This is a genomic window from Gordonia sp. CPCC 206044 (assembly GCF_048537895.1).
GTDB lineage: Bacteria > Actinomycetota > Actinomycetes > Mycobacteriales > Mycobacteriaceae > Gordonia.
The window spans coordinates 117344-139608 of sequence record NZ_JBCLVL010000015.1 but is presented as its reverse complement, the minus strand read 5'-3'; the positions used below and the strand labels follow the sequence as shown (position 1 = coordinate 139608).

The following is a 22265-nucleotide window of genomic DNA, read 5'->3' as shown; positions in this document are numbered from 1 at the left end:
CTGATGATCGACCAGGTTACGCACGTCCATCAATACCTTCGTGGTCTCGAAGACCTGGCGACCGGACGCATCGGCGTCGATCGTCACCTCACGCAACAGGGGAATCAGAGTGTCCAACGGCATGACTCGATTGTAGTCGAACATACGTGCCCATGGAAGAGTTCATGCACAGGCATTGGACTGTGCCGCAATATCTTTCACCCGCACAGTCGTCATCTGATTGCCATTGTAGAGGCATCCCCCGACAGGTTCCGCGCGGTGAGTCCTGTTGGTGCACAGGGGTAGGCCTTGTCTGCTGATCGAGTAGCGTCCGACCGCAGCGACGTGGGCCTGCTGTCTGCTGATCGAGTAGCGTCCGAGCGTAGCGAGGCCGCGTATCGAGATCTGGTGCGAGAGCGTTGGTCTCGATTCGGTGCCTCGGCTGGCGCCTCGGCGCCTACTCGACCGGCAGTGGGGGGCGCCCAAAACACAACCAGAACGCTAAAACACCTCTCCCCCAACATGATCAAGACACCCTCTGGTCTCGATACGGTGCCTCGGCTGGCGCCTCGGCGCCTACTCGACCGGCAGTGAGGCGCGCACATAACGCAACCAAGAATCGAACCACTTCTCCCCCAGCATGACCGAGGGGTGCGCAACCAACCCGGCGATCGAGTAGCGACCGAGCGCAGCGAGGCCGCGTATCGAGATCAGCCAGAACCCGCGGTCAGTCCTGCACCACGCCGAGCGCGCTGCGGCAGTACCGCCAGAGGCGATCTTCGACATCGTCGACACGGCCTGGTGCGTACGCGTAGTAGTGGAAGACCGAACGGACGAGTTCGGTGGTGAACCAGGCATCGTCGGCCGGCCGTGCGGTCGTCAACGCCCCCGCGTCGACCGCGGCTTGGATCTCGGAGGTCATCAGATCCACGAGCGGTTGTTCGGCCTTGGCGAGCTCTTCGGGGAAGATCCGGTGCAGACGCCAGTGGGTCGACACCATGAACTGTGCTTGCGCTCCACGCTGCGGCCCCTGATTGAGTCCCTGCAGGGGCGCGACGATGAAGAAGCGCACACGCTCGAGTGGGTCGGTGATGTCGGCTGCCGCTGCCGTCCACCGCTCGCAGGACGATTTCATCGCGTCCGCGATGACCGCGAGAATCAACTCGTCCTTGCTCGCGAAATATCGGTAAAAGGTCTGTAAAGCGATTCCCGCTTCCTTCGCGAGATCCTGGGTCGTGAACGCATCGCCTTTGACCGCGATCAGACGATGAGCGGCGTCGACCAGCACCTGGACCTGATTGACGACACGACTCCGCGATCGCTGCACGGAGGCGGAGCGCTCCACCGCACGGTCTTCAGCCCAGGACATGCTGCGATCCTATGACACGTTGTCCGACGGCCACGCGAGAGATCGCCGGGATCGATACGCGAGCGATGACTCCGCGACCGTTCACACCGGCGACAACACCACCAGTGGTATCTCCCGATCGGTGCGGGACTGATAGACGTCGTAATTGGGCCAGATGTCGGTCATGATCCGCCAGAGCTCGGGTTTCTCCGCGGCACCGGCCGTGCGCGCCTCGACGACAACGGTCTCGTCACGAACCTGGACGCGTGCCCGCGGATCGGCCTGGAGGTTGACGTACCAGAGCGGATGTCGGGGCGCTCCCCCTTTCGACGCCACGACGAGCAGGTCGTCTCCGTGTCGTCCGAAGATCAGTGCAGACGTGTGCTCCGCACCGGTCCTACGGCCGGTCACGGTGAGCAACAGGGTCGGCACCCCGTTCCATTCGTAGCCCTCGGCCCCGTCGGTCTCCTGGTATACGCGGACATGTTCAGGTCCGCGCAGCGCCAGGTCGGGAGCTCGGTAATCCTTCTCGGACATCATGTCACCTCGTCGGTCGGATCGAACAGCACCGGGATCGCGGTCGCCCCACGCTCGTACATACCCACGAATGTGGGCGGTTCGGCATCCGGGTCGAGACGCAGGTTCGGCAGTCTGTCGAGAAGGGCATTGATCCCCACGGTCATCTCAGCGCGCGCGACGTGCATGCCGAGGCAGATGTGCGCGCCCTGCCCGAATGCCAACGCCGACTTCGTGCGCCGGTGAATGTCGTAGTCGTCGGGATCCGGCCAGCGCGCCGGGTCTCGGTTCGCCGCCGCCACGCACAGGTGCATCACCGCCCCCTTCGGGACGGACACCCCGTAGAAGTCGTCGATGTCCTCGGTGACGAACCGCGAGAACATCGGATCGGTGGGCATCCAACGCAGCGTTTCCTCGATGGCCGGCCGCAACAACGCTCGGTCGGCGCGCACGGCGTCGAGAATCTCCGGACGTTGGAGCAACGCGGTGATCGTGGTCCCCATCTGTTTCCATGTGGTCCCCGACCCGGCGGACAGGAGCAGAAGGGAGAACGAATAGATCTCGTTGTCCGACAGTCGATGTGACACACCGTCGTCATCGGCGAGTTCTGCCTGTACCAGCACGCTGAGCAGGTCGTCCTGCGGTTCGCGTCGCCGCGCGGCGACGATCGGCGCGAGGATGTCCACGATACGCTGCGGGTCACGGTTCAGCGATGCACGGATGTCGAGTGCCTGCTCGATGGCGACACCGAAACTCCCGGTGATGGTGAGGATCGGGATCGCGGCACAGAAGTCGACGTTGAGTTCGGCCTTCCCGTTCGCCGCGAATCCGTCGAGGAGCAGATGGACGGTCTCCTCGATCCAGTTGGTGATCCACCATCCCGCGTTGGACGGCAGGAACGACGGCTGCACCAGTCCCCGGTACCGACGATGTTGCGCGCCACCCATGGCGATCATGCTGTTGGCGTTACCCAGCGCACCCGAGACAGGGTCCACGGATTCCGGTGACGATGCGAACACCTCAGGATTGCGGAAGGCAGCGCTGCACGATTCGAAACCGAAGGCGGAGAAGTGCGGCCGGTCTTCGAAGGGCAGCCCTTGGAAGTACAGCTTCTCCGACATCCCGGTGAGCTCGTGCACCGTCCCCGCCAGCACTGGCCCGTCCTCGCGCAGGCGATGCCAGATCGGGTACGGATCGCCGGCGTAGAGGCCTCCGGTCAACGCGTTGTACGACCCTCGCAGGTCGAACATCTCGCGGAGTCGGTCGCGGTCGAGTGTCGTCACGGTCATCGAGCCACGAACCCTCCGTCGATCGGCAGTGCCACCCCGGTCACGTTGCGTGCGTTGTCCGATGCCAAGAACAGTGCCGCCTCGGCGCAGTCCTCAGCCGTGATGTAGTTGCCGAGAGGTTGTGCGGCGGCGAACTTCTCCGGGTCGGCAGTCATCGACGACTCCACCCCGCCGGCCGCCATGAAGCCGGTGAGCGGCATCGCCGCGGGACAGATCGCGTTGGCCCGAATCCCCTGCGGTGCACCCTCGATGGCCGTTGCCCTGGTCAACGACAAGACGGCCGCCTTGGTCGCGCCGTACACCGAGCCGCCCCAGGAGACGAGGCCTGCGACGGATGCCGTGTTCACGATCGTGCCGCCGTCACCCTGCTTCTCGAACTGGAGCATCGCGTGCTTGCAGCCCAGGAACACACCCCCGAGGTTGACCGCGACCAACCGATCGAAGTCCTCGAAGGTGTGGTCGGTGAGGGACATGCCGAGACGAGGCGTGGGGATGCCGGCGTTGTTCACCACGATGTCGAGTCGACCGAACTGATCGACGGCCGCCCCGATCATCGCCTCCACCTCGGACTCCGCAGCCACATCGACGCCCACCGACGTCGCCTCACCACCATCGGCCTCGATCAGCCGTACGGTCTCCTTGGCCTGGTCGAGGGCGATGTCCGCGCACACGACGCGCGCCCCTTCTGCGGCAAAGCGTTCGGCTATCGCACGCCCCACCCCGGAGCCGGCTCCGGTGACGATCGCGACCTTGGTCGCGAGCAGGTCGGTCATAGTCCACCTCGGTAGTTCGGCCGGATCAGCGCGACCATCGCGCCGTCGATCTCCGATCGGTCATGCATGGGCCGGCACCGGCGGTTCGGCCGGAGTGAACCGGTACAGGCGTTCGGCGTTGCCTCGCAGGATCTTGTACTGCAGTTCCGGCGAGAAGTGCCCTATCCGGTCCTTGACGACCGAAATGCAGTTCGGCCAGGTCGAATCCGAATGCGGATAGTCGGTTTCACACATGACGTTGTCCTCACCGATCTCGCCGAGGCTCGCGAGCCCGTGCACGTCGTCGATGAAACAGCCGTAGATGTGCTTCCGAAAGACCTCGCGGACATCCAGACTGTCGAGATCCGCGTCGGTCCCGGCATGCTGGTTGAACTTGGCACCACGCTGCACCCAGTAGCGTTGCTTGTCCAGGACTTGCTCGGCTCGCTCGAGGAAGTAGGGCATCCACCCGATCTCGCCCTCCGACAACGCGATCTTGAGATTCGGGTAGCGCTGGAACATGCTGCTGAACAGCCAGGTCAGCATGGCACCGGAGGTACGTGTCGCACCCCACGACAGGTTCGCCATGAACGGTGCATCCTTGGAGATCTGCGGAACCGTCGACGACGACCCGACATGCATGGACACCACCATCTGGAGGTCGTTGGCGGCGGCCATCACCGGATCCCAGTACCGATTCTTGTCATGAATCGTGGGTAGTCCCAACGGTTCCGGATTCTCCGAGAAACAGAAGGCGGTGGCTCCCTTGGCTGCGCAACGTTCCATCTCCTTCGCGGCGAGCACCGGGTCCCACAGCGGGATCAGGATCAGCGGGATGAACCGGCCTGGTGCCGCACCCGCCCATTCCTCGATGTGCCAGTCGTTGTAGGCCTGCAGGCAGGTGAAGCCGAAGTCACGGTCCTTCGCCTCCATGAACAACTGTCCGCAGAACCGGGTGACGGTCGGAAATGACAGTGACGCAAGGATTCCCGCTTGGTTCATGTCCTCGACCCGGGCCACCGGGTCATAACAGCCCGGACGCATCTCGTCATAGTTGAGCGGTTCGGGGCTGAACTCCTCTTTGCTCTTGCCCGCGACCGCGCTCAGACCGCTGCTCGGCATGCGCTTGTCCTCGTATACCCAGACGTCCATGCCGTTGTCGTCTTTGGTCATGTGCGGAGCGCGGTCGCGGTCCTTCTTCGGCACGCGGTCCACCCACAGGTTCGGCGGCTCGAGGATGTGGTCGTCCACCGAGACGAGCCAATCCAGGTTGTACCCGGTGTCTGTGTTCGATGCGATGGTCATCTGGCCAGTTCCCCTATCGACATGTGTTTGACCTCTTGAAACTCTCGGATTCCGTCCGGACCGCGCTCACGCCCCAATCCGCTCTGCTTGTACCCACCACTCGGTGCGTAGGCACTGAATACCGTGGTGTTCACGTTGACGGCGCCCGTGCGGAGCCTGCGGGCGACATCGACCGCCACTCCCACGTCCTGTCCGTAGACCTGCGCCGAAAGCCCGTAGACCGAGTCATTCGCGATCGCCACCGCGTCGTCGACGTCCCGGTACCCGATCACACTGATCACGGGACCGAAGATCTCTTCCTGCGCTGCCGGATTGAAGTTGTCGGGCAGGTCGAGAACGGTCGGCTCGAAGTAGTGGCCCCGCTCCAGGTGCGCGGGCTGCTGACCGCCGAACCGGATCTTGGCTCCGTGCGTTTGCGCCAGCTCCACGAAATGTCTGCACTTGTCGCGCTGGGCCGCACTGATGACCGGCCCCATCGTCGCCGACGGGTCGGTCGGAGGACCGACACGGATGGAACCGTATGCGGCCGAGACCTTCTCGATGGCCTCCTCCTTGTGCTCCTCGGGTACCAGCATCCGTGTCGCGGCGACACAGGCTTGTCCCGCGGTGCGGGCCACCACCATGAGTGCACCCACGCCGACCCGATGCAGCGCGTCGGGAAGGTAGATCTGCGCGGACTTGCCGCCTAGTTCCAGTGACAGCCGTTTGATCGTCGGTGCCGCTTGCGCGATGATCTGACGCCCGGCGCTCGTCGAGCCGGTGAACGACACCATGTCGACGGCCGGGTGGGTGGTGAGGAGTTCTGCGCCTTCGGTACCCGATTCGGCGATCACGCTCAGGACGCCGGCCGGAAGGTCCACGGCATCGGCTGCGGCGGCGAGTCCCAACGACGACATCGGGGTGAGCGGACTGGGCCGCAGGATGACCGAGTTCCCCGCCATCAGCGCGGGAATCAGCTTCTGCAGAGCCATGATCAGCGCCGCGTTGTAAGGAGTGATCGCGGCGACCACACCCACCGGTTCGTGGCGTCGAATACTCAGCGCCACGCGTCCCCGGACCAGATCGTCGACGGGCACCGGTCCCGCTTCCTCATCGGCCATCGACAGGTAGAGGTCGATGGTCTCACGGGCCAACGTCACCCCGGCTCGACATTGGGTCTGGTCGGCGAATGCGGTGGGTTGGCCGGCCTCGGCGACCAATGTGTCGATGAACGATTCACGGTTCGACTCGATGTGGTCGACGAATCGGTGCAGCACGGCCGCCCGTTCGCGTGGCGCCCGGTCTGCCCAGATGCCGTCGTCGAACACCCGCCGTGCCTGGATGATCGATTGCGCCACTTGGCCGATCGGAGTGACGGTGACCCGGCCGGCCGGGGACTCGTCTGCCGGATTCTCGACGTCGATGACCTCGTCGCCGGTGATCCACCGCCCAGCGACATAGGTCCGCTGCTCAGAGATGACGCTCAACATGACTCCTAACTGACTGGTCACAGTAGAACATAGTTCTCGCCATGTGGGGAACTATATTCTCAAAATGGCTCTGCGGAGAGAACCACGGCGCCCCCGTAGTGCGGCGACGAGTGGCATGCGAGCGCTGTGTGGACGTGCCTTCTCTGCCGGACGCCCGCCCGATTCGCCAGTTGCAGATAGCATTCGAGCAGTTGAGGGATTCCGTGCATGCGGCCGTTGCCCAGTGCGCCACCACCCGACAGCACCGGTATCGCGTCCGAGGAATCGCTGTCGATGCCACCGTCGACGACGAAGCGGTGCGCCTCTCCGGGCGGGCAAAGCCCCAAGACCTCGAGCCAGAACCAGACAAAGGGCGAGAACCCGTCGTAGACCTGGGGCAGGTCCACCTCGGCAGGCGTGACACCGGCGCCGGCCATCAGTCGACCGACCAGGTCTCGACCGCCGTCCATGATGTCGTCGAGCGGCCAATGTGACGGCAGTCGTCGGCGAGCGGGTGCGGCACCGGCGAATCCTGAGATGTAGACCGGAGGGTGTGGCAGATCGACGGCACGTTCGGCCGAGCTGAGAACGAAGGTCGCCACCCCGTCCACCGGGATGTCACAGTCGAAGCGGCACACCGGATCCAAGAGCTTCGGCGCAGCGAGATACTCCTCGGTGCTCAGCGGCCGATCGTGCCAGTACGACCAGGGAATGCGGGCACCGTTCTTGCGAGCCTCGGTGACCACGGCCGCCATCGATTCCGGGGCGGCGCCGTACCGCTGGAGATATTCGTTGTACGGCAAGGCGATCATCGCCAACGGACCGAAGTAGCCCGTGGGGGCGGTCCACTGTTGCGCACCATGAACCTCGGTCATCGGATTGCCGTGATAACGACCAGAAGGGTTGTGCAAGGCCCGGTGCACGAGCACGTGATCGGCCGCCCCGCTGGAGATCGCGTTGACCGCCATCGCCACCGAACCGGTGAGTTGTCCGACGCCGTCGAATCCTGCGACATAGCGCGGAGATCCCCGGAGTCGTTGCGCGAGCCACGCCGACGACACCGTGTTGGTGCCGTCGATCACGGGCCGGCCGCCCGCGCTCGGTAACAGGCTCGAGCTCACGAATCCGTCGACGTCCTCGACACGCAGGCCCGCGTCGGCGATCGCGGCGCGCGCGGTGTCGACGGTCAGTGCGCCGAGGTTCCTGCCGGAACCACGGGAGATGGTGCTGTGCGCGTAGCCGACCACGGCAACGGTGTTGCGCGCGGCGAATCCGGTTGCCATCAGCAGAGAACGAATGCCGGGACACAGAGGTCGTCGGCAATCTCTTCGAAGACGACGTCGACCGCACTGCCGATACGTAGCCCCTCGGGCGCGCTGTCGAGCAATCGCCCGATCATGCGCAGTTCGGATTGCTCGACGAGTTCGACGTCGACGAGGACGAACGGGAGCAGGGCGTCGAAACCCGGCAGGAAAGACTGTCGCGCAACGGTCCACGATCGGATCACGCCACGTCCGCTGACCGGCGCGAACGTGAAGACGGGTTCGGTCGATCCGCAATGCGGGCACACACTGTCGGGTGGATGGCTGAATTGCTCACAACGACCGCAACGCGCGATGACGAGTTGGTGGCGCGCCGCCGCCTCCCAGAACTGCGCGGAATCGTCGTCCGGCACGGGCAGCGGACGGTCGGCGATCACGGAATCGCGCCCTTGCCGCTGAGCTCCGCGATCTGTTCCCAGTCGTATCCCAGATCCAACAGGATCATCTCGGTGTGCTCTCCGTGCTCGGGTGCCCTCGACATCGGCGGCGGCAGCTGATCGAGTTGCACGGGCACCGTCGGTAGCCGGTACTTGGCCCCGTCGATGTCGACATCACCGACATAGCCGTTGGCGGTGATCTGTGGGTCGTCGATGACCTCTGGGATCGACTGCACAGGGGCCCAGGGTGCGTCGAGTTCGGCGAGGACGTCCTTCCATTCGGCGAGAGTCCGTGTGGCGAACAGTTCGTCCAGCTCCCGGACAACGGCGGCGCTGTTCTCGCGTCGTGACGCCATGCTCGCGAACCGCGGATCGTCGGCCAAGTCGTCGCGGCCCACAAGGCGAGCGAACTCGGGCCAGTACCGATCGCCCTGCAGGAACATCAGTTGAATGTGCCTCAGGTCTTTGGTACGGTAGGCACCCACCAGCGGATTGACTTGGGGGCCACGCCCGTTCACCGGCTGCACATCCGTGCCGTTGAGAGCCGCGAGCACATCCGACGACAACATCCACATGGCGGTGGCGAGCAACGACACGTCCACGACGGAACCGGCCCCCGTCGTGGCGCGCCCCAGAAGCGCGGTGGTGATGCCGAATGCGAGGGCCATCGCACCGTTGCGATCACCCATGGCGCCACGCTGACTGATCGGGTACTCGCGTTCGGCGGGCGTCAGCACATGCCCGACGCCACCTCGCGCCCAGAAGGCCGAGCTGTCGTATCCGGGCTGGTCGGCATCGGGGCCTCGCACCCCGAATCCGTTTCCGCGCGCATAGATCAGGGTGGGATAGCGGTCACGGACGGTCTCGGCGTCGAGCCCCAGTCGCGACAGCGCGCCCGGCCTGAGACTGGTCAGGAAAACGTCGGCCGACTCGAGCAGTTCGTGCAGGATCCGCAAACCGTCATCGGTACGCAGATCGATGGCCACAGAACGTTTACCGCGGTTCGCCAGCGCCATGGACAGATTGACGCCCGAGGCGTCGGCTCCGATCCCCTGGGTCGCGAGCCCGCGGTAGGGATCACCGTCGAGACGTTCTATCCGGACGACGTCGGCACCCCAGTCGGCCAACAATGCGCCGGCCACGGGCACGAACACCCATTGCGCCAGTTCCACCACGCGGATCCCGTCGAGCGCGCGTGGCGCACCGTTTCCTCCGTCGCCCATCACGGCTGCCCGAGTCCCGAGTCGGCGAGCGCCTTGCGCAGCAGGTGTTTTTGCACCTTTCCGGACGCGGTACGTGGGAAGTCGTCGACCGCGTGTACCTCCTCAGGCCACTTCTGACGGGCCACCCCCTCCGCGGCGAAATGGTCGTGGACCGCACGCAGGGTCGGCGCCTCGTGGCCTGCCTCGACCCGTACGGCCGCGACGGTCCGTTCCCCGAAACGGGCATCGGGCATGGCGACGACGGCGACGTCGGCGATCGCACGCATCGTCAGCAGAGTCGACTCGACAGCGGTGGCGCTGACGTTCTCACCGCCGCGGATGATGATGTCCGACTTGCGATCCGTGATGATCAGGTAGCCGTTGTCGTCGAGCACACCGACGTCGCCGGTGCGATACCAACCATCCGCGTCGAACGCTGCCGCGGTGAGGTCGGCGTCGGTGTAGCCCACGCACAGATCCGGTCCGCGACTGAATATCTCGCCGTCGTCGCCGAGGCGGATCTCCACCCCGAGTTTGGGGACACCGTCGGTCCGGAGCCGTTTGTCCCGTGGGGCAGTCATTCCCGTACCGGTGATCGAGGGGTGTTCGGTACTGCCGTACGAGCGGGTGACGACGATGCCCAGGTCGTTCAATCGTTGCGCGGTGGACACGGGAACGGCCGCCCCGCCGAGGCCGATGGTCTCGACGAAACGCAGATGTTCCGGCCGGAAATCGGGGTGATCGAGCAGACTGGTGACGAAATACGGCGGCCCACCGCCGAACCCGATCTCGTCGGAGTCCATCAGCGCGATCACCCGACCCGGATCCCACCGGTCGCAGATGTCGACGTGGATGCCCTCGATGACGGGGATGAGAAAAGCCCCTGCCATACCGATGAAATGACCGACCGGAAGTGACACGAGTTGGCGGCCTCGGTCCGGCTGATAGCCGGCGATCAACTGCCTGGTCTCGAACGTCAGCGTTTGATGGGTGTGGATGACACCCTTGGGATCTCGGGTGGTGCCCGACGTGTAGGCGATCAACGCCGGAGCATCCGGATCGGTAGGCAACAATCCGTCCATCGGCTCGGGGGCAAGCAGGTCGTCGAAAGTGCTACCGACCACGCCGACGACGGGCACGTGGGCGCTGACCTCCGGCGCGTGACTCATCCGACCGAACCGCTCGGCGGTGATGAAGACTCGCGGTTTCGCATCCGCCAGGATGAACGCGAGCTCCTTGGGCCCGTAGAAGTGCACAACCGGTACCACGACGGCGCCGAGCAGCGACGACGCCCAGAACGTCGCCGCCGCTTCCATCCAGTTGGGAAGCTGGAAGACGATGACGTCGCCCGGGCCCACACCTCGCGCACGTAGCCCGGCGGCCAGACGCCTGGCTACCGTTTCCACTTCGGCGAACGTGCCGTAGAACGGCCGCTCCTCCGAGTGGACGCAGAACAGATTGTCCGGGTGGCCGCTCAGCCCGTTCTCGATGATCTGCCCGAGCGTCTCCGACGTCCACCAGCCGTTCTGTTCGTAACGGCGACGAATGTTGTCGGGCACATTTCGGACCTCGAGCGCCCGCTTCGTGGTGACCAATCGACTCACTGGCCCTTCCTGTTCGATGCTTTCCTGTTCGATCGGATCGTCGCGACGCCACGACCTGTACCGAGGGGCGCCGGCTGCCCGCGGGCATCAGTCGTCGTCGAATACGGACGCCGACGCCTTGTCGACCGTGCTCTGGATCGCGTCCATCAACTGCTGGAGTGCGAACGCGGGATTGAATTCGAGATGTTCGGTCTTGCGGTCGTACTTGAGGATGTGCCCGGCCGGGAAGAAGTAGACCTCCCCCGCCTCGACCAGCTCGTCCGGCCAGTCCGTGTTCGGGTAGACAGCGGTGATCGAACCCGACAACACGTATCCGTAGTGAGGACACATGCACACCCCGCCGGGAAGGCCGCTACGTCGGTACAGTTCGGTGCAATCGCGCGCCCCGGCGGTGACGGTGTATCCGACCTCCAGGTCACCCCATTGGGTCGAGAAGAAGTTGTCGGTGGCCGCAGGCCAACGCCCTCCGCCGGCATTGGGAAGTTCCGCGGGTCTCGAATGCGGCATGCTCACTCCGTATCCCTGTCAGGTGTTGTCAGCTCGTCGATGGAATCGAGGAGTCGGTGGCATAGAGGTGCCGGTCTTCACGACATCCTCGCGATCATGACGTCCTCGCCGGGGCGAACACATCGTGATCGGCTGCGGCGGTGCCCAATCGGTGTAGCAGGATCTCGATCAGTCGGGGCTCCACCTTCGAGGTGATCCCCCAGCAGTAGAATCCGTGGACAATGCCGTGTCGCAACGCATTCCATGCATCGTCGGCGTCCGGGGCCGGCGCACCGAAGGAGCGCAGGCACTCGAGGTAGTGGGCCAGGAGGTCACGCTCGTGACGACGACGGTCCTCGACCGAGAGGGCTGTGGTGATCACGTCGCCGACATCGATGTACCACGCCCCCCGTTGCACGAGTTGCCAATCCACCAGCGACGGAAGTCCGTCGGCATCGAGCATCAGATTCCCGACATGGGCGTCGCCGTGGATCACCGACCACCCGGACGAGAGTTGTTCGTCGGTCAACGTCGGTAGCAGGTCCTGGTAGGCCCTCAGCAACCGCTCGGCGTCGCGAACGACTTCCGGAACCCTGTGCCCGTTCTCGCCGCGGAAATTGTCCTCGATTCGCTCGAGCACGACGTCGCTACCCCAGTGGCGCAGTGACCCGCCCAAACGTGGTGCAAGCCAGGGAATATCTGCGATGCGCGGGTCCAGCCAGGTGGACGCGTGCAGTCGGGCGAACTGTTCGAGTACCAACGCGGCCCGATCCGGATCGCAGCGATCACCGGCGTCCAGAAAGGTACCGCCCTGGGCGATCGCGTCCTCGGTGACGACGACCCCGTGATTCGTCTGCTCGTCGAAGCCCGCGTATACGCTCCGTAGGGTCCGTACCCCACTGTCGGCAGCGATGTCGCGATAGAAGCACGCCTCGGAGCGACCCGCGGCCCGCGACTCCCGTCCCGTCTCACTGAAGTAGCCCTTGACGCAGAGGTGTGGCGACAGCCCATCCGGGACCCCACCCGAGCACTCGATGGTGAACCGCACGTTCGTCGAGATACGTTCCACCACTGGGCCGACCGCGACGTCGACGACCTCGATTCCCGGGAAACGCGATTGCAGCGCCTCGGTCAACCAGCCAGGCGACAGAGCTTCTTCGCGCGTGTCGGGGACCGCCGCGGTCATCGGTCCCGCCCCTCGCAACAGCTGCACTCGGCAACGCAAGGAACGATCATCACCATATTCCTCATACCCGGATCATTTCCCCAGTACGAGCGAGAACGTCGTTCTACCATGCGTCGGACTGTAGTACCGATCACGTTCGGGCGGAACCCTTTTCGCGAAGTCCGTCGGATGCATCCGCATCACGTCCACCGCGCGTGGGCGCAAACGATCCGACGACCGGACTCCCCATCGGACCTCGCGCGACAATGCATGTGGGCACGACGAGTCCGGCGCGCAGATGCGCACCGCCCGCCGGCTCGGTCCGAACCGGGCAGACGTCGTCATCGCGAGGCCCCGTCGCCGAACCCGAATGGACCCCGCAGAGCCGTTCCGTATGAGAGAATATAATTCTCATCGGGCCAGAACCGCAATACCGACGGTGTCCGGGGCCGATGTACTGCACACAGGGAGGAAGCAGCTGATGGCCAAAGGCGTTCTGTTGGTGGAGAGTCGACCCAGCTCACCGGAGCGGGCCGAGGAGTTCGACACGTGGTACGAGACGGTACACATCCCCGAGGTACTGGCCCTCGACGGTTTCGTTGCCGCCCGCCGGTATCGCCCCGTGAAGGAAGACGAACCACACGTGTCGATCTACGACATCGAGGCCGACGACGTGGTCCTCGCGGTCAAGGGCTTGTCCGCGGCGGCAGCACGCGGAGAGTTCCAGATGAGCGACGCGATGCAGATGGACCCGCCCCCGTCGATGCGCATTCTGGAACTCACCACCGAACAACCTTGAGGACGCGATCGGCCCGGCCTGCTGCCGGGCCGATCCTCGTCACGATGTCGAACGCGGTGGCGTGACCGCGACCGGTGCGGGCTACGGCCGGACGTCCTCGAGCCCTGGCGCGCAACGGTAGTCGGGCTGATAGCCGGCGACACCGACGGGACACCGGATCGTCCGGAAGCCACCGGAGTCCACCACGACGTCGGGATTGCGTTCCAACGCCTCAGGTAGCGATCGGACCGCCGCCGCCGGAACACCGAGAGGCCGAAGTCGCTTCTCCCAGTTGGCCGCTGTGTCGGTGCCCAACACTGACGAGACCACCGCCACGACTTCGTCGCGATGCTCGGCCCGGTCCGCCATCCGCTCGTATCCCTCGATCCCCGCCTCGGTGGCAAACGACCGCCAGAATCCGTCGTGGGTGATGAACAACGCCAGATGTCCCTCGGCGGTGGCGAACATCTGGGCCGGCACGTAGTACGAATGCGCTCCCGAATGCCGTCGAACCGGCGCGACCCCACCGTTGAGATAGGCCGACGCGTGATAGTTCAGCTGGGAGAACATCACATCGCGCAGCGACACGTCGATCTGACCGCCACGCCCGGAGACGATCTGCGCGAGCAACCCGAGCGCTGCGGTCAATCCGGTCGAGTTGTCCGCCGAGGAGTAACCGGGCAGGGTCGGCGGGCCGTCAGGCTCGCCAGTCAGTGCGGCCACCCCTGTCGCCGCCTGGATGACGTAGTCGAATGCCGGGTCGTCTCCGCCGTACAGCCCGTAACCGGTGATGGCGACACACACGATCTTGTTGTTCGTATCCCGCAGGCTCTCGTAGGTCAGTCCCAGTCGACGGATCGCCGACGGTTTGAGGTTGACCAGCAGGGCATCTGCGTTGGCGACCAGTTCGCCGAGTTGCCGCTGCCCCTCGGGGGCGGTGAGATCCAAGCGCACACTGCCTTTTCCCCGATTCAGGCTGGCGAAGTACGCGTCGCTGACCTGCCGCGAGATCTCTCCGTCAGGTGGTTCGATCTTGGTCACCTCGGCGCCGAGATCGGCCAACATCATGGTCGCGTAGGGACCGGCGAGCATCGTGCCGACCTCCAGGATGCGTATCCCCGCCAGCGGGCCGTCGGTCACCGGAACTCCTTGGCCAGTTCCGCGATCACCTCACGAGTGCGGTATTTGGATGCGACCAGCTCGTCGCGAGTGTCCCCGATCGGGAGCAGGCGCATCGACAGATCGGTCACGCCGGCGTCGGCATATCGACGGAACTGTTCGATGATGGAGTCTTCGTCGCCCGCGACGCACAGGTCGCCGACCGAACGCGCATCCCCCTGCTCGAGCAGACGCTGATAGTTCGGCGAGTACTCCGCCTCGGCCAGAATGCGATTCGCGCGTTCGCGAGCTTCGTCGACCTCCCCCGGTCGACACAGACACACGGGTAGGCCCGCTACGATCCGTGGTGCAGGCTTGCCCACGTTGTCCGCGGCCTTGGTGATCCGCGGCGCGATGTGGTCGGCGATCGCCCGATGATCCGCCATCCACAGCACGGTACCGTCGGCGCGTTCGCCCGCGAGATTGAGCATGACCGGACCGAGCGCGGCCAGCAACACCGGGACCGGTTGCACCGGACCGAGTTCGAGCGGGTTGTGCACCGTGAACGAATCGTTCTCGACGTCCACCGGACCGGGGCCGGCCAAGCCCTGGTCGAGCACGTCGAGGTAGTCACGTGTGAACCGCGCGGGCCGTTCGTACGGCAGACCCAGCATGTCCTGCACGATCCAGTGGTGCGAGGGACCGATCCCCAGGGCGAGCCGGCCGTCGGCGACCGCCTGCGCCGAGAGCGCTTGGCGCGACAGGGCGATCGGGTGCTGCGCCTGCAACGGGACCACCGCGGTACCGAGCTCGATCCGCGATGTGCGCATCGCCATCATCGTGACCGTGATCAGTGCGTCGAAATCGGACGGCACCTGGGGAATCCAGGCGGTGTCCATGCCGGCGGACTCAGCCCATTCGATGTCTTTCACCATTCGACCGGCCTTGCGCGCGGAATCGCCGCGCTCGGGTCCGATCATCACGCCGATCCGCATGGAACCTCCGAGTCTGTACGAACAGTGTTGTGCTGTGCTGTGATCCGCGCGGTCTGACTGTCAGGACGCGGCGGCGGTGTCGGTCAACGCACGGACCTCGGTGACCAGGGTCTCCAACGGTGTGCCGGTCGGGAACACCGCTGCGGCGCCGGCATCGAGTAGTTTCTTGACGTCGGCCTGCGGAATCGTCCCGCCGACGACCACCGCGATGTCGCCGGCATCGGCCGCCCGCAGGGCATCGACGGTGCGTTGGGTCAGAGCCACGTGCGCCCCGGACAGAATGCTCAGACCGACGACCGCGACATCCTCGTGCAAGGCAATGGAGACGATGTCCTCGATCTTCTGCCGGATGCCCGTGTAGATCACCTCGAACCCGGCATCACGCAGGGTGCGGGCCACGATCTTGGCCCCACGGTCGTGACCGTCGAGTCCTGGCTTGGCGACCAGAATACGCGCGGTCATCAGAAGACCACCGGCTGGCTGAACTCGCCCCAGACATCCTTGAGGGCCGAGACCATCTCGCCCACAGTGCAGTACGCGTTTGCGCAGTCGATCAACGAGTGCATCAGATTGTCGTTCCCCTCGGCTGCCCGCGACAGCGCTGCCAATCGTGCGGCGACGTCGCCGGGATCTCGTTCCGCCTTGACCTTGGCCAGGCGCTTGAGTTGTGTCTCTCGACCCTGCGCGTCGAGCTCATAGGTGGCGATCTCCGGTGGCGCCTCGTCGGAGACGAACCGGTTCACCCCCACCACGGGTCGGGCGCCGGACTCCACCTCCTGGTGAATCCGATAGGCCTCGTCGGCGATCAGACCTTGCAGATACCCGTCCTCGATGGCGGCCACCATCCCGCCGTGTTGCTCGAGGTCGGACATGATCGCGACGATCTGCTCCTCGGTGGCGTCGGTCAGCGCCTCGACGAAGTAGGAGCCGCCCAACGGATCCGCCACTCGCGCGACACCGGTTTCGTACGCCAGGATCTGCTGGGTCCGCAGAGCCAGGGTCGCCGACTCCTCGCTGGGGAGCGCGAATGGCTCGTCCCAGGCCGCGGTGAACATGGACTGCACGCCGCCGAGCACAGAGGCCATCGACTCGTAGGCGACCCGGACGAGGTTGTTCTGCGCCTGGGGCGCGTAGAGCGACGCTCCACCGGCCACGCAACCGAATCGGAACATCGAGGCCTTGTCGGTCGTCGCGCCGTAGCGCTCGCGCACGATCGTGGCCCATCGACGTCGACCGGCACGATACTTGGCGATCTCTTCGAAGAAGTCGCCGTGGGTGTAGAAGAAGAACGAGATCTGGGGCGCGAACTGATCGATGGTCATCCGTCCACGCTCGACGACGGTGTCGCAGTACGTGACACCGTCAGCCAGCGTGAACGCCATCTCTTGCACGGCATTCGCGCCGGCATCGCGGAAGTGCGCCCCCGCAACGGAGATCGCGTTGAATCGAGGCACCTCCGCCGCGCAGAACTCGATCGTGTCGGCGATCAGTCGCAGCGACGGCTCCGGCGGCCAGATCCACGTCCCGCGCGACGCGTACTCCTTGAGGATGTCGTTCTGAATCGTGCCCGTGAGCTTCTCGCGGGGCACGCCCTTGCGTTCGGCCGCAGCGACATAGAAGGCCAGCAGAATGGCCGCGGTGCCGTTGATGGTGAAACTGGTGCTGATCTTGTCCAGCGGTATCCCGTCGAAGAGGATCTCGGCGTCGGCGAGTGTGTCGACCGCACAACCGACGCGCCCCACCTCCTCGGACACCTCGGGATCGTCGGAGTCGTAGCCGCACTGGGTGGGTAGATCGAGCGCCACCGACAGCCCCGTGCCGCCTTGGTCGAGCAGATAGCGGTATCGACGGTTCGATTCTTCCGCGGTACCGAAACCGGAGTACTGCCGAAACGTCCACAGTCGCCCGCGGTAACCGGTGGGGAAATTGCCGCGGGTGAACGGGAACTCACCGGGCGCGGGAGGCACGTCGGTCCGATCGTCGGCGCCGTACGCCGCATTCAGCGGGATACCGGACGCGGTCTCAGTCATGTGTTCCATCAGCGAGTATGTTACTTCCGCATTTGGAGAATGCCAATACCATTCAAGGAAATGGCTGTTACGCTCCAAGGCATGACGATCGAGAACCTTCCGCTGGCGACCGGGGCATTCGATCCGGTGGGCGATCTCTCGCCGGTGGCCTGCGACTACCTCAAGGCCATCTGGAACGCGAGTGAGTGGGATTCGGCGCGGGTCACCACCACGTCGGTCGCGCGACACCTCGGGGTGGCCGCCTCGACCGCGTCGACCGCGTTACGACGCCTCACCGACCGCGGCCTGATCACCCACGAGCGCTACGGCTCGGTGGATCTCACCGATCCGGGCACCGCCGCGGCAGCTCGCGTCGTGCGGCGACAGCGACTGCTCGAGACCTACCTGGTCGACGAACTCGGCTACGGATGGCATGAGGTCCACGACGATGCCGACCTGCTGGCCCATGCCGCATCGGACCGGCTCATCGAACGTATCGATCAGCGGCTGGGACAGCCGGTTCGCGATCCGCACGGCGACCCCATCCCGTCGGCTTCCGGTGCGGTCGCGCCTGCCACGCTCGTCGCACTCGCCACCTGCTCGCCCGGCGACCGCGGAGTCGTCGGCCGGATCGCCGATTCCGACCCGGCGATGCTGCAATACCTCGCGGAGGTCGGTCTGATCCCTGATGCGGTCGTCACCGTGCGAACCCGACGTGCGTTCGCCGGCACGCTGTCGGTCGCGGTGCAGGGACGCGAGACCGAGATCGTGTTGGGCGACGTCGCCGCGAGTGCCATCTGGATTGATCGGACCAACGACATCGACAGACCGGTAGAGTAGGATTCTCATAAGCGAGATTGCAGTTTTCAACTCGAGGCGGGTGCCGGCGACAGCTCACGGTACCGGCGCCGAAGGAGGGTTCAATGAACGTCGACGACCTGGTTCTGATCAGCATCGATGACCACGTGGTGGAGCCACCGGACATGTTCCTGCGCCACGTCCCCGAGAAGTATCGCGACGAGGCCCCGGTTGTCGTCACCGACGACAAGGGCGTCGACCAGTGGATCTACATGGGCAAGCAAGCCGGGGTGAGCGGCCTCAACGCCGTCGTCTCGTGGCCCGCCGAGGAGTGGGGCCGCGATCCGGCCGGATTCGCAGAGATGCGTCCGGGCACCTACGACGTACACGAACGCGTTCGCGACATGAGCCGTAACGGCATCTGGGCATCGATGTGCTTCCCCACCTTCGCCGGATTCTCAGCCCGTCACCTCAACCAGCACCAGAGCGACGTGACCCTGGTGATGGTCTCGGCGTACAACGACTGGCACATCGACGAATGGGCCGGCGCCCATCCGGACCGGTTCATTCCCCTTGCGCTGCTGCCCACCTGGAACGTCGACGCGATGTGCGCGGAGATCCGCCGGGTGGCGGCCAAGGGTTGCCGCGCGGTCACGATGCCCGAACTGCCACATCTCGAAGGTCTGCCCAGTTATCACAACATCGACTACTGGGGCCCGGTGTTCGAGACGCTGTCCGAGACCGGCCTGGTCATGTGCCTGCACATCGGGACCGGTTTCGGCGCACTCAACCTCGCCAAGGACTCGACCATCGACAGCCTCATGGTGTTGGCCAGTCAGATCTCGGCACTGGCCGCCCAGGACCTGCTGTGGGGACCTGCGATGCGCACCTACCCCGACCTCAAGTTCGCCTTCTCCGAGGGCGGGATCGGTTGGATACCTTTCTATCTCGACCGGTGCGACCGCCACTACACCAATCAGCGGTGGCTGCGACGCGACTTCGGCGGCAGCCTGCCCAGCGAGGTGTTCCGTGAGCACTCACTGGCCTGTTACGTCACCGACAAGACGTCACTGCTGTTGCGCGACAAGATCGGCATCGACATCATCGCGTGGGAATGCGACTACCCGCATTCGGACTGCTTCTGGCCGGACGCACCGGAACTCATGCTCGGCGAGTTGCAGGATGCCGGTGCGAGCGACTCCGACATCGAGAAGATCAGCTGGCAGAACTCGGCCCGCTTCTTCAACTGGGATCCGCTCGACGGACGCAGCCGCGAGGACATCAACGTCGGCGCGCTCCGACGGTCTGCCGCCGACGTCGACGTGTCGATCCGCTCACGCGCGGAATGGAAGCGCATCTACGCCGACAAGCACCTCGCCGACGCGTGATCCGCGGTGGTCGGGCGTCTCCGCAAGCCGCCCGACCACCGCACCCCGGGCGAGCCACGACCCTCCGGTCGCGCAACCCACCGCCGGTCGAGTAGCCCGCCAAACCGCCAAACCGCCGGTCCAGCAACCCAACTCAACCTGCCGCCGGTCGAGTAGCCCGCGAGCCCCTGGGCGAGCGAGCGTATCGAGACCCACACGCCCGCCCACCCACCTACGTCACCCCTTGGCGACGAGCCCGCGTCCCGAGATCGGCGGCAGGTCCAGTGCCGTCACCAGTCCGGGTTTGGCATCCACCACCGCGGCAACAGAATTCACCAGACGCATGGCGGTGACTATCATGCCCGAGACATTGTGGTCACCGTGTTCGCCGTGATGTCCGAACTCCACCGCCATCTCGGGTTCACCTGAGATGAGAACGCGGTAGCACCCGTCACCATCGGCGGGCGTCGGCCAGTCCGGGCACTGCTCGGGATGGGTACGCGTGTAGTGCTCGAGAACCACCCGATCGATGCCGTCCACCTGGCCGACGACCTCGAAACGCAGTGCGGCCATGGTGCCTTCGGGGATCTCGACGGAAACAGTCGAATAGTCACGGTCGGCCGCGACGCGTTCGACCCGCTCGACCAACGGTTCGTCGAGGCTGAGATCGAGACCGGCGGCGATCTGCCGGACCACGCTGCCCCACGCCAGCGACAGCACACCACCGTGCAGGAGCATGGGCGTGGCGTCCATCGGCTGACCGAAGCCGAAGATCTCCTTCATCACCACCGGCTGATAGTAGGTCGAGTAGTCGGCGATCTCCTGACAACGGACCTGGTCGATACGCTGCGAGAGACTCGTCATGGCCAACGGCAGAACATCATTCGCGAATCCGGGATCGATGCCGTTGACGTGCAGGCTGGCGTTGCCCTTCTCCCCGGCTTCTCTGACCCGCTCGACGAGCGCCTCCGGGAGGATGCCGAACGGAAACTGCAGCACCACCGGACCACTCGAGACCACATTGATCCCCGCCTCGACGAAGGCGATGAGATCGTCGATCGCCTCCATCACACGGTCGTCGGTCATCGCCGTGTGCACGATGCAGTCGGGCCTCAGCGCGATCAGGGCGTCACGGTCGTCGGTCGCCCGCACCCCGAGTGCGCGCCCGAGACCGGCCAATTCGCCTGCGTCCTTGCCCACCTTGGCGGGATCGGACACCCACACCCCGATCAGTTCCAGATCGGGCCGGGCATCGATCCCGGCGATTGCGTGCCTGCCCACGGTTCCGGTCGACCACTCGACCACACGAAGTGTCATACCCCCAAACTAGAACATGTTGCAGTTCTTCGGAAAGGGTTCGGCTCGAATCCTCTCACCCATCGCAGCCACCCCGGTTTCCGGAATCCACCTTCCGACGATCGAAAGGTGTATTCCCACAACCCGGGTGGCTGCGCCCACGGTGCGCCTGCGTGGCTCCGCCACCGTGCGCCTGCGCGGATAACGGCGCCGGCGTAGCGTCACGAATCGATGACCGCGACCGAACCTCCCCCACCGCCACCGGTGGCCGTTGTCCACAACGGACACACGACCTGGCTGAAATGGCATCGGGCTCGTCGTCGCGCCACCGATCCGGCCTTCACCTCCACCCGCATCATCGAGGGCATGCGTGTCGGCGCAAGCGTCGAGGTCGATCTGGTCATCCACGCCGCCCGTGGGTTCGCCGTTCTGCACGACCGGGACGTCGCGCGCGCCACCACCGGCCGCGGCGACGTCGGCGCCCTCGATGCCGCCCATCTGCGAGATCTGCGCCTGCGCGCCCAGGACGGCACTCCGATCGCCGAGACCGTCCTGCTTCTCGAGGACCTACACGAACTGTTGGCCGGCATCGACATCCACCCGGACGCCGTGCTCCAGCTCGATTTCAAAGAGGATGCTGCCGCGCTCGACCCACTCGCGATCGACACCTTCGCCGAGGCGGTGGCCCCGTTCGCCCGACATACGATCCTCTCCTGCGGCGACGCCGACGCGGTGCGACTCCTCACCGACCCGGTACCCGCCATCGGGATCGGCTACGACCCGTGCCACGGCGGTGCTGTGCGGCGCGTCCTGCGCTCGCGCGCATTCGACGACTTCGTCGGCAACGCGGTCGATGCGTCGCCACGGGCCGAGATGGTCTACCTCGAACAGCGGCTCGTGCTCGAGGCGGATCGTCGCGGATACGACATCGTCGATGCCTTTCACCGACATGGCCGACGCGTCGACGCGTACACGGTGCAGCAGGCCGACCGGAAGTCGATCCGTGACGTACGCGCGCTGCTCGCCCGACGCGTCGACCAGATCACCACCGATGATCCCGAAGGACTGCTGTACGCACTCACCCACCGATAGTCGGTGCGCCGCACTGCGTTTCGACGGCTCGCACCAACG

The 22265-nt window shown here is 65.2% G+C and carries 21 protein-coding genes; 4 read left to right on the top strand and 17 right to left on the bottom strand.

The window, feature by feature from the left end; genetic code table 11:
* Positions 1-706: 706 nt before the first annotated feature.
* From AAFP35_RS21420 to AAFP35_RS21365, 12 genes are all read right to left on the bottom strand, one after another.
* On the bottom strand, positions 707-1306 hold the full coding sequence (locus tag AAFP35_RS21420) for a TetR/AcrR family transcriptional regulator (protein ID WP_419223677.1): 600 nt from the start codon (positions 1304-1306) through the stop codon (positions 707-709).
* A 123-nt stretch (positions 1307-1429) separates the two neighbouring features.
* Complete coding sequence (locus AAFP35_RS21415; protein ID WP_419223671.1) at positions 1430-1864, bottom strand: nitroreductase family deazaflavin-dependent oxidoreductase; 435 nt, start codon at positions 1862-1864, stop codon at positions 1430-1432.
* Positions 1864-3132, bottom strand: coding sequence for a cytochrome P450 (locus AAFP35_RS21410; protein WP_419223670.1), 1269 nt, complete (start codon positions 3130-3132; stop codon positions 1864-1866). The genes AAFP35_RS21415 and AAFP35_RS21410 overlap by 1 nt, the downstream gene beginning before the upstream one ends.
* Entirely contained in the window at positions 3129-3905 is a 777-nt protein-coding gene (locus AAFP35_RS21405) for an SDR family NAD(P)-dependent oxidoreductase (protein ID WP_419223669.1), read from the bottom strand. Before AAFP35_RS21405 ends, AAFP35_RS21410 begins: the two co-directional genes overlap by 4 nt.
* Before the next feature lie 60 nt (positions 3906-3965).
* Positions 3966-5189 carry an amidohydrolase family protein gene (locus AAFP35_RS21400; protein WP_419223668.1) on the bottom strand — a complete coding sequence of 408 codons (1224 nt, stop codon included), beginning with the start codon at positions 5187-5189 and terminating at the stop codon, positions 3966-3968.
* On the bottom strand, positions 5186-6658 hold the full coding sequence (locus tag AAFP35_RS21395; protein WP_419223667.1) for an aldehyde dehydrogenase family protein: 1473 nt from the start codon (positions 6656-6658) through the stop codon (positions 5186-5188). Before AAFP35_RS21395 ends, AAFP35_RS21400 begins: the two co-directional genes overlap by 4 nt.
* A 59-nt stretch (positions 6659-6717) precedes the next feature.
* Positions 6718-7920 carry a thiolase family protein gene (locus AAFP35_RS21390; RefSeq protein ID WP_419223666.1) on the bottom strand — a complete coding sequence of 401 codons (1203 nt, stop codon included), beginning with the start codon at positions 7918-7920 and terminating at the stop codon, positions 6718-6720.
* Positions 7920-8336, bottom strand: coding sequence for a Zn-ribbon domain-containing OB-fold protein (locus AAFP35_RS21385; protein WP_419223665.1), 417 nt, complete (start codon positions 8334-8336; stop codon positions 7920-7922). Before AAFP35_RS21385 ends, AAFP35_RS21390 begins: the two co-directional genes overlap by 1 nt.
* Positions 8333-9559 (bottom strand): CaiB/BaiF CoA transferase family protein, encoded by a 1227-nt coding sequence (locus AAFP35_RS21380; RefSeq protein WP_419223664.1) that lies wholly within the window; start codon positions 9557-9559, stop codon positions 8333-8335. The genes AAFP35_RS21385 and AAFP35_RS21380 overlap by 4 nt, the downstream gene beginning before the upstream one ends.
* Positions 9559-11142, bottom strand: coding sequence for an AMP-binding protein (locus AAFP35_RS21375; RefSeq protein ID WP_419223663.1), 1584 nt, complete (start codon positions 11140-11142; stop codon positions 9559-9561). The genes AAFP35_RS21380 and AAFP35_RS21375 overlap by 1 nt, the downstream gene beginning before the upstream one ends.
* An 87-nt stretch (positions 11143-11229) precedes the next feature.
* Complete coding sequence (locus tag AAFP35_RS21370; protein ID WP_419223662.1) at positions 11230-11649, bottom strand: hypothetical protein; 420 nt, start codon at positions 11647-11649, stop codon at positions 11230-11232.
* Between the two features lie 94 nt (positions 11650-11743).
* On the bottom strand, positions 11744-12814 hold the full coding sequence (locus tag AAFP35_RS21365) for a phosphotransferase (protein ID WP_419223661.1): 1071 nt from the start codon (positions 12812-12814) through the stop codon (positions 11744-11746).
* 460 nt (positions 12815-13274) lie between these two features.
* Here AAFP35_RS21365 and AAFP35_RS21360 point away from each other — a divergent pair, with 460 nt between their 5' ends.
* Entirely contained in the window at positions 13275-13592 is a 318-nt protein-coding gene (locus AAFP35_RS21360) for a hypothetical protein (protein WP_419223660.1), read from the top strand.
* Positions 13593-13673: 81 nt separating this feature from the next.
* Here AAFP35_RS21360 and AAFP35_RS21355 read toward each other — a convergent pair whose 3' ends face one another.
* From AAFP35_RS21355 to AAFP35_RS21340, 4 genes are read right to left on the bottom strand one after another with little or no spacing between them, the layout of a single operon-like run.
* A complete protein-coding gene (locus tag AAFP35_RS21355) occupies positions 13674-14663 on the bottom strand; it encodes a CaiB/BaiF CoA transferase family protein (protein WP_419223676.1) in 990 nt (329 codons plus the stop codon).
* A 44-nt stretch (positions 14664-14707) separates the two neighbouring features.
* The gene (locus AAFP35_RS21350) at positions 14708-15664 is read right to left on the bottom strand and encodes an LLM class F420-dependent oxidoreductase (protein WP_419223659.1); all 957 of its coding nucleotides are present in this window, start codon (positions 15662-15664) and stop codon (positions 14708-14710) included.
* Between the two features lie 60 nt (positions 15665-15724).
* A complete protein-coding gene (locus AAFP35_RS21345) occupies positions 15725-16126 on the bottom strand; it encodes a cobalamin B12-binding domain-containing protein (RefSeq protein WP_419223658.1) in 402 nt (133 codons plus the stop codon).
* The gene (locus tag AAFP35_RS21340) at positions 16126-17703 is read right to left on the bottom strand and encodes a methylmalonyl-CoA mutase family protein (RefSeq protein ID WP_419223657.1); all 1578 of its coding nucleotides are present in this window, start codon (positions 17701-17703) and stop codon (positions 16126-16128) included. Before AAFP35_RS21340 ends, AAFP35_RS21345 begins: the two co-directional genes overlap by 1 nt.
* A gap of 72 nt (positions 17704-17775) precedes the next feature.
* Here AAFP35_RS21340 and AAFP35_RS21335 point away from each other — a divergent pair, with 72 nt between their 5' ends.
* Positions 17776-18513 carry a metal-dependent transcriptional regulator gene (locus AAFP35_RS21335; RefSeq protein WP_419223656.1) on the top strand — a complete coding sequence of 246 codons (738 nt, stop codon included), beginning with the start codon at positions 17776-17778 and terminating at the stop codon, positions 18511-18513.
* 83 nt (positions 18514-18596) lie between these two features.
* Positions 18597-19859 carry an amidohydrolase family protein gene (locus tag AAFP35_RS21330; protein WP_419223655.1) on the top strand — a complete coding sequence of 421 codons (1263 nt, stop codon included), beginning with the start codon at positions 18597-18599 and terminating at the stop codon, positions 19857-19859.
* 216 nt (positions 19860-20075) lie between these two features.
* On the opposite strand, the gene AAFP35_RS21325 is transcribed toward AAFP35_RS21330, so the two are convergent.
* Entirely contained in the window at positions 20076-21155 is a 1080-nt protein-coding gene (locus tag AAFP35_RS21325) for a diacylglycerol kinase (RefSeq protein WP_419223654.1), read from the bottom strand.
* A 210-nt stretch (positions 21156-21365) separates the two neighbouring features.
* Here AAFP35_RS21325 and AAFP35_RS21320 point away from each other — a divergent pair, with 210 nt between their 5' ends.
* On the top strand, positions 21366-22226 hold the full coding sequence (locus AAFP35_RS21320; RefSeq protein ID WP_419223653.1) for a glycerophosphodiester phosphodiesterase: 861 nt from the start codon (positions 21366-21368) through the stop codon (positions 22224-22226).
* The last annotated feature ends 39 nt before the right edge of the window (positions 22227-22265 follow it).

Excerpts from the sequence above, each read along its gene's own strand:
- AAFP35_RS21415 (WP_419223671.1), bottom strand. The coding sequence starts at position 1,864 with ATGTCCGAGAAGGATTACCGAGCTCCCGACCTGGCGCTGCGCGGACCT.
- AAFP35_RS21410 (WP_419223670.1), bottom strand. The coding sequence starts at position 3,132 with ATGACCGTGACGACACTCGACCGCGACCGACTCCGCGAGATGTTCGAC.
- AAFP35_RS21405 (WP_419223669.1), bottom strand. The coding sequence starts at position 3,905 with ATGACCGACCTGCTCGCGACCAAGGTCGCGATCGTCACCGGAGCCGGC.
- AAFP35_RS21400 (WP_419223668.1), bottom strand. The coding sequence starts at position 5,189 with ATGACCATCGCATCGAACACAGACACCGGGTACAACCTGGATTGGCTC.
- AAFP35_RS21395 (WP_419223667.1), bottom strand. The coding sequence starts at position 6,658 with ATGTTGAGCGTCATCTCTGAGCAGCGGACCTATGTCGCTGGGCGGTGG.
- AAFP35_RS21390 (WP_419223666.1), bottom strand. The coding sequence starts at position 7,920 with ATGGCAACCGGATTCGCCGCGCGCAACACCGTTGCCGTGGTCGGCTAC.
- AAFP35_RS21380 (WP_419223664.1), bottom strand. The coding sequence starts at position 9,559 with ATGGGCGACGGAGGAAACGGTGCGCCACGCGCGCTCGACGGGATCCGC.
- AAFP35_RS21370 (WP_419223662.1), bottom strand. The coding sequence starts at position 11,649 with ATGCCGCATTCGAGACCCGCGGAACTTCCCAATGCCGGCGGAGGGCGT.
- AAFP35_RS21365 (WP_419223661.1), bottom strand. The coding sequence starts at position 12,814 with ATGACCGCGGCGGTCCCCGACACGCGCGAAGAAGCTCTGTCGCCTGGC.
- AAFP35_RS21360 (WP_419223660.1), top strand. The coding sequence starts at position 13,275 with ATGGCCAAAGGCGTTCTGTTGGTGGAGAGTCGACCCAGCTCACCGGAG.
- AAFP35_RS21355 (WP_419223676.1), bottom strand. The coding sequence starts at position 14,663 with ATGCTCGCCGGTCCCTACGCGACCATGATGTTGGCCGATCTCGGCGCC.
- AAFP35_RS21350 (WP_419223659.1), bottom strand. The coding sequence starts at position 15,664 with ATGCGGATCGGCGTGATGATCGGACCCGAGCGCGGCGATTCCGCGCGC.
- AAFP35_RS21345 (WP_419223658.1), bottom strand. The coding sequence starts at position 16,126 with ATGACCGCGCGTATTCTGGTCGCCAAGCCAGGACTCGACGGTCACGAC.
- AAFP35_RS21340 (WP_419223657.1), bottom strand. The coding sequence starts at position 17,703 with ATGGAACACATGACTGAGACCGCGTCCGGTATCCCGCTGAATGCGGCG.
- AAFP35_RS21335 (WP_419223656.1), top strand. The coding sequence starts at position 17,776 with ATGACGATCGAGAACCTTCCGCTGGCGACCGGGGCATTCGATCCGGTG.
- AAFP35_RS21330 (WP_419223655.1), top strand. The coding sequence starts at position 18,597 with ATGAACGTCGACGACCTGGTTCTGATCAGCATCGATGACCACGTGGTG.
- AAFP35_RS21325 (WP_419223654.1), bottom strand. The coding sequence starts at position 21,155 with ATGACACTTCGTGTGGTCGAGTGGTCGACCGGAACCGTGGGCAGGCAC.
- AAFP35_RS21320 (WP_419223653.1), top strand. The coding sequence starts at position 21,366 with ATGACCGCGACCGAACCTCCCCCACCGCCACCGGTGGCCGTTGTCCAC.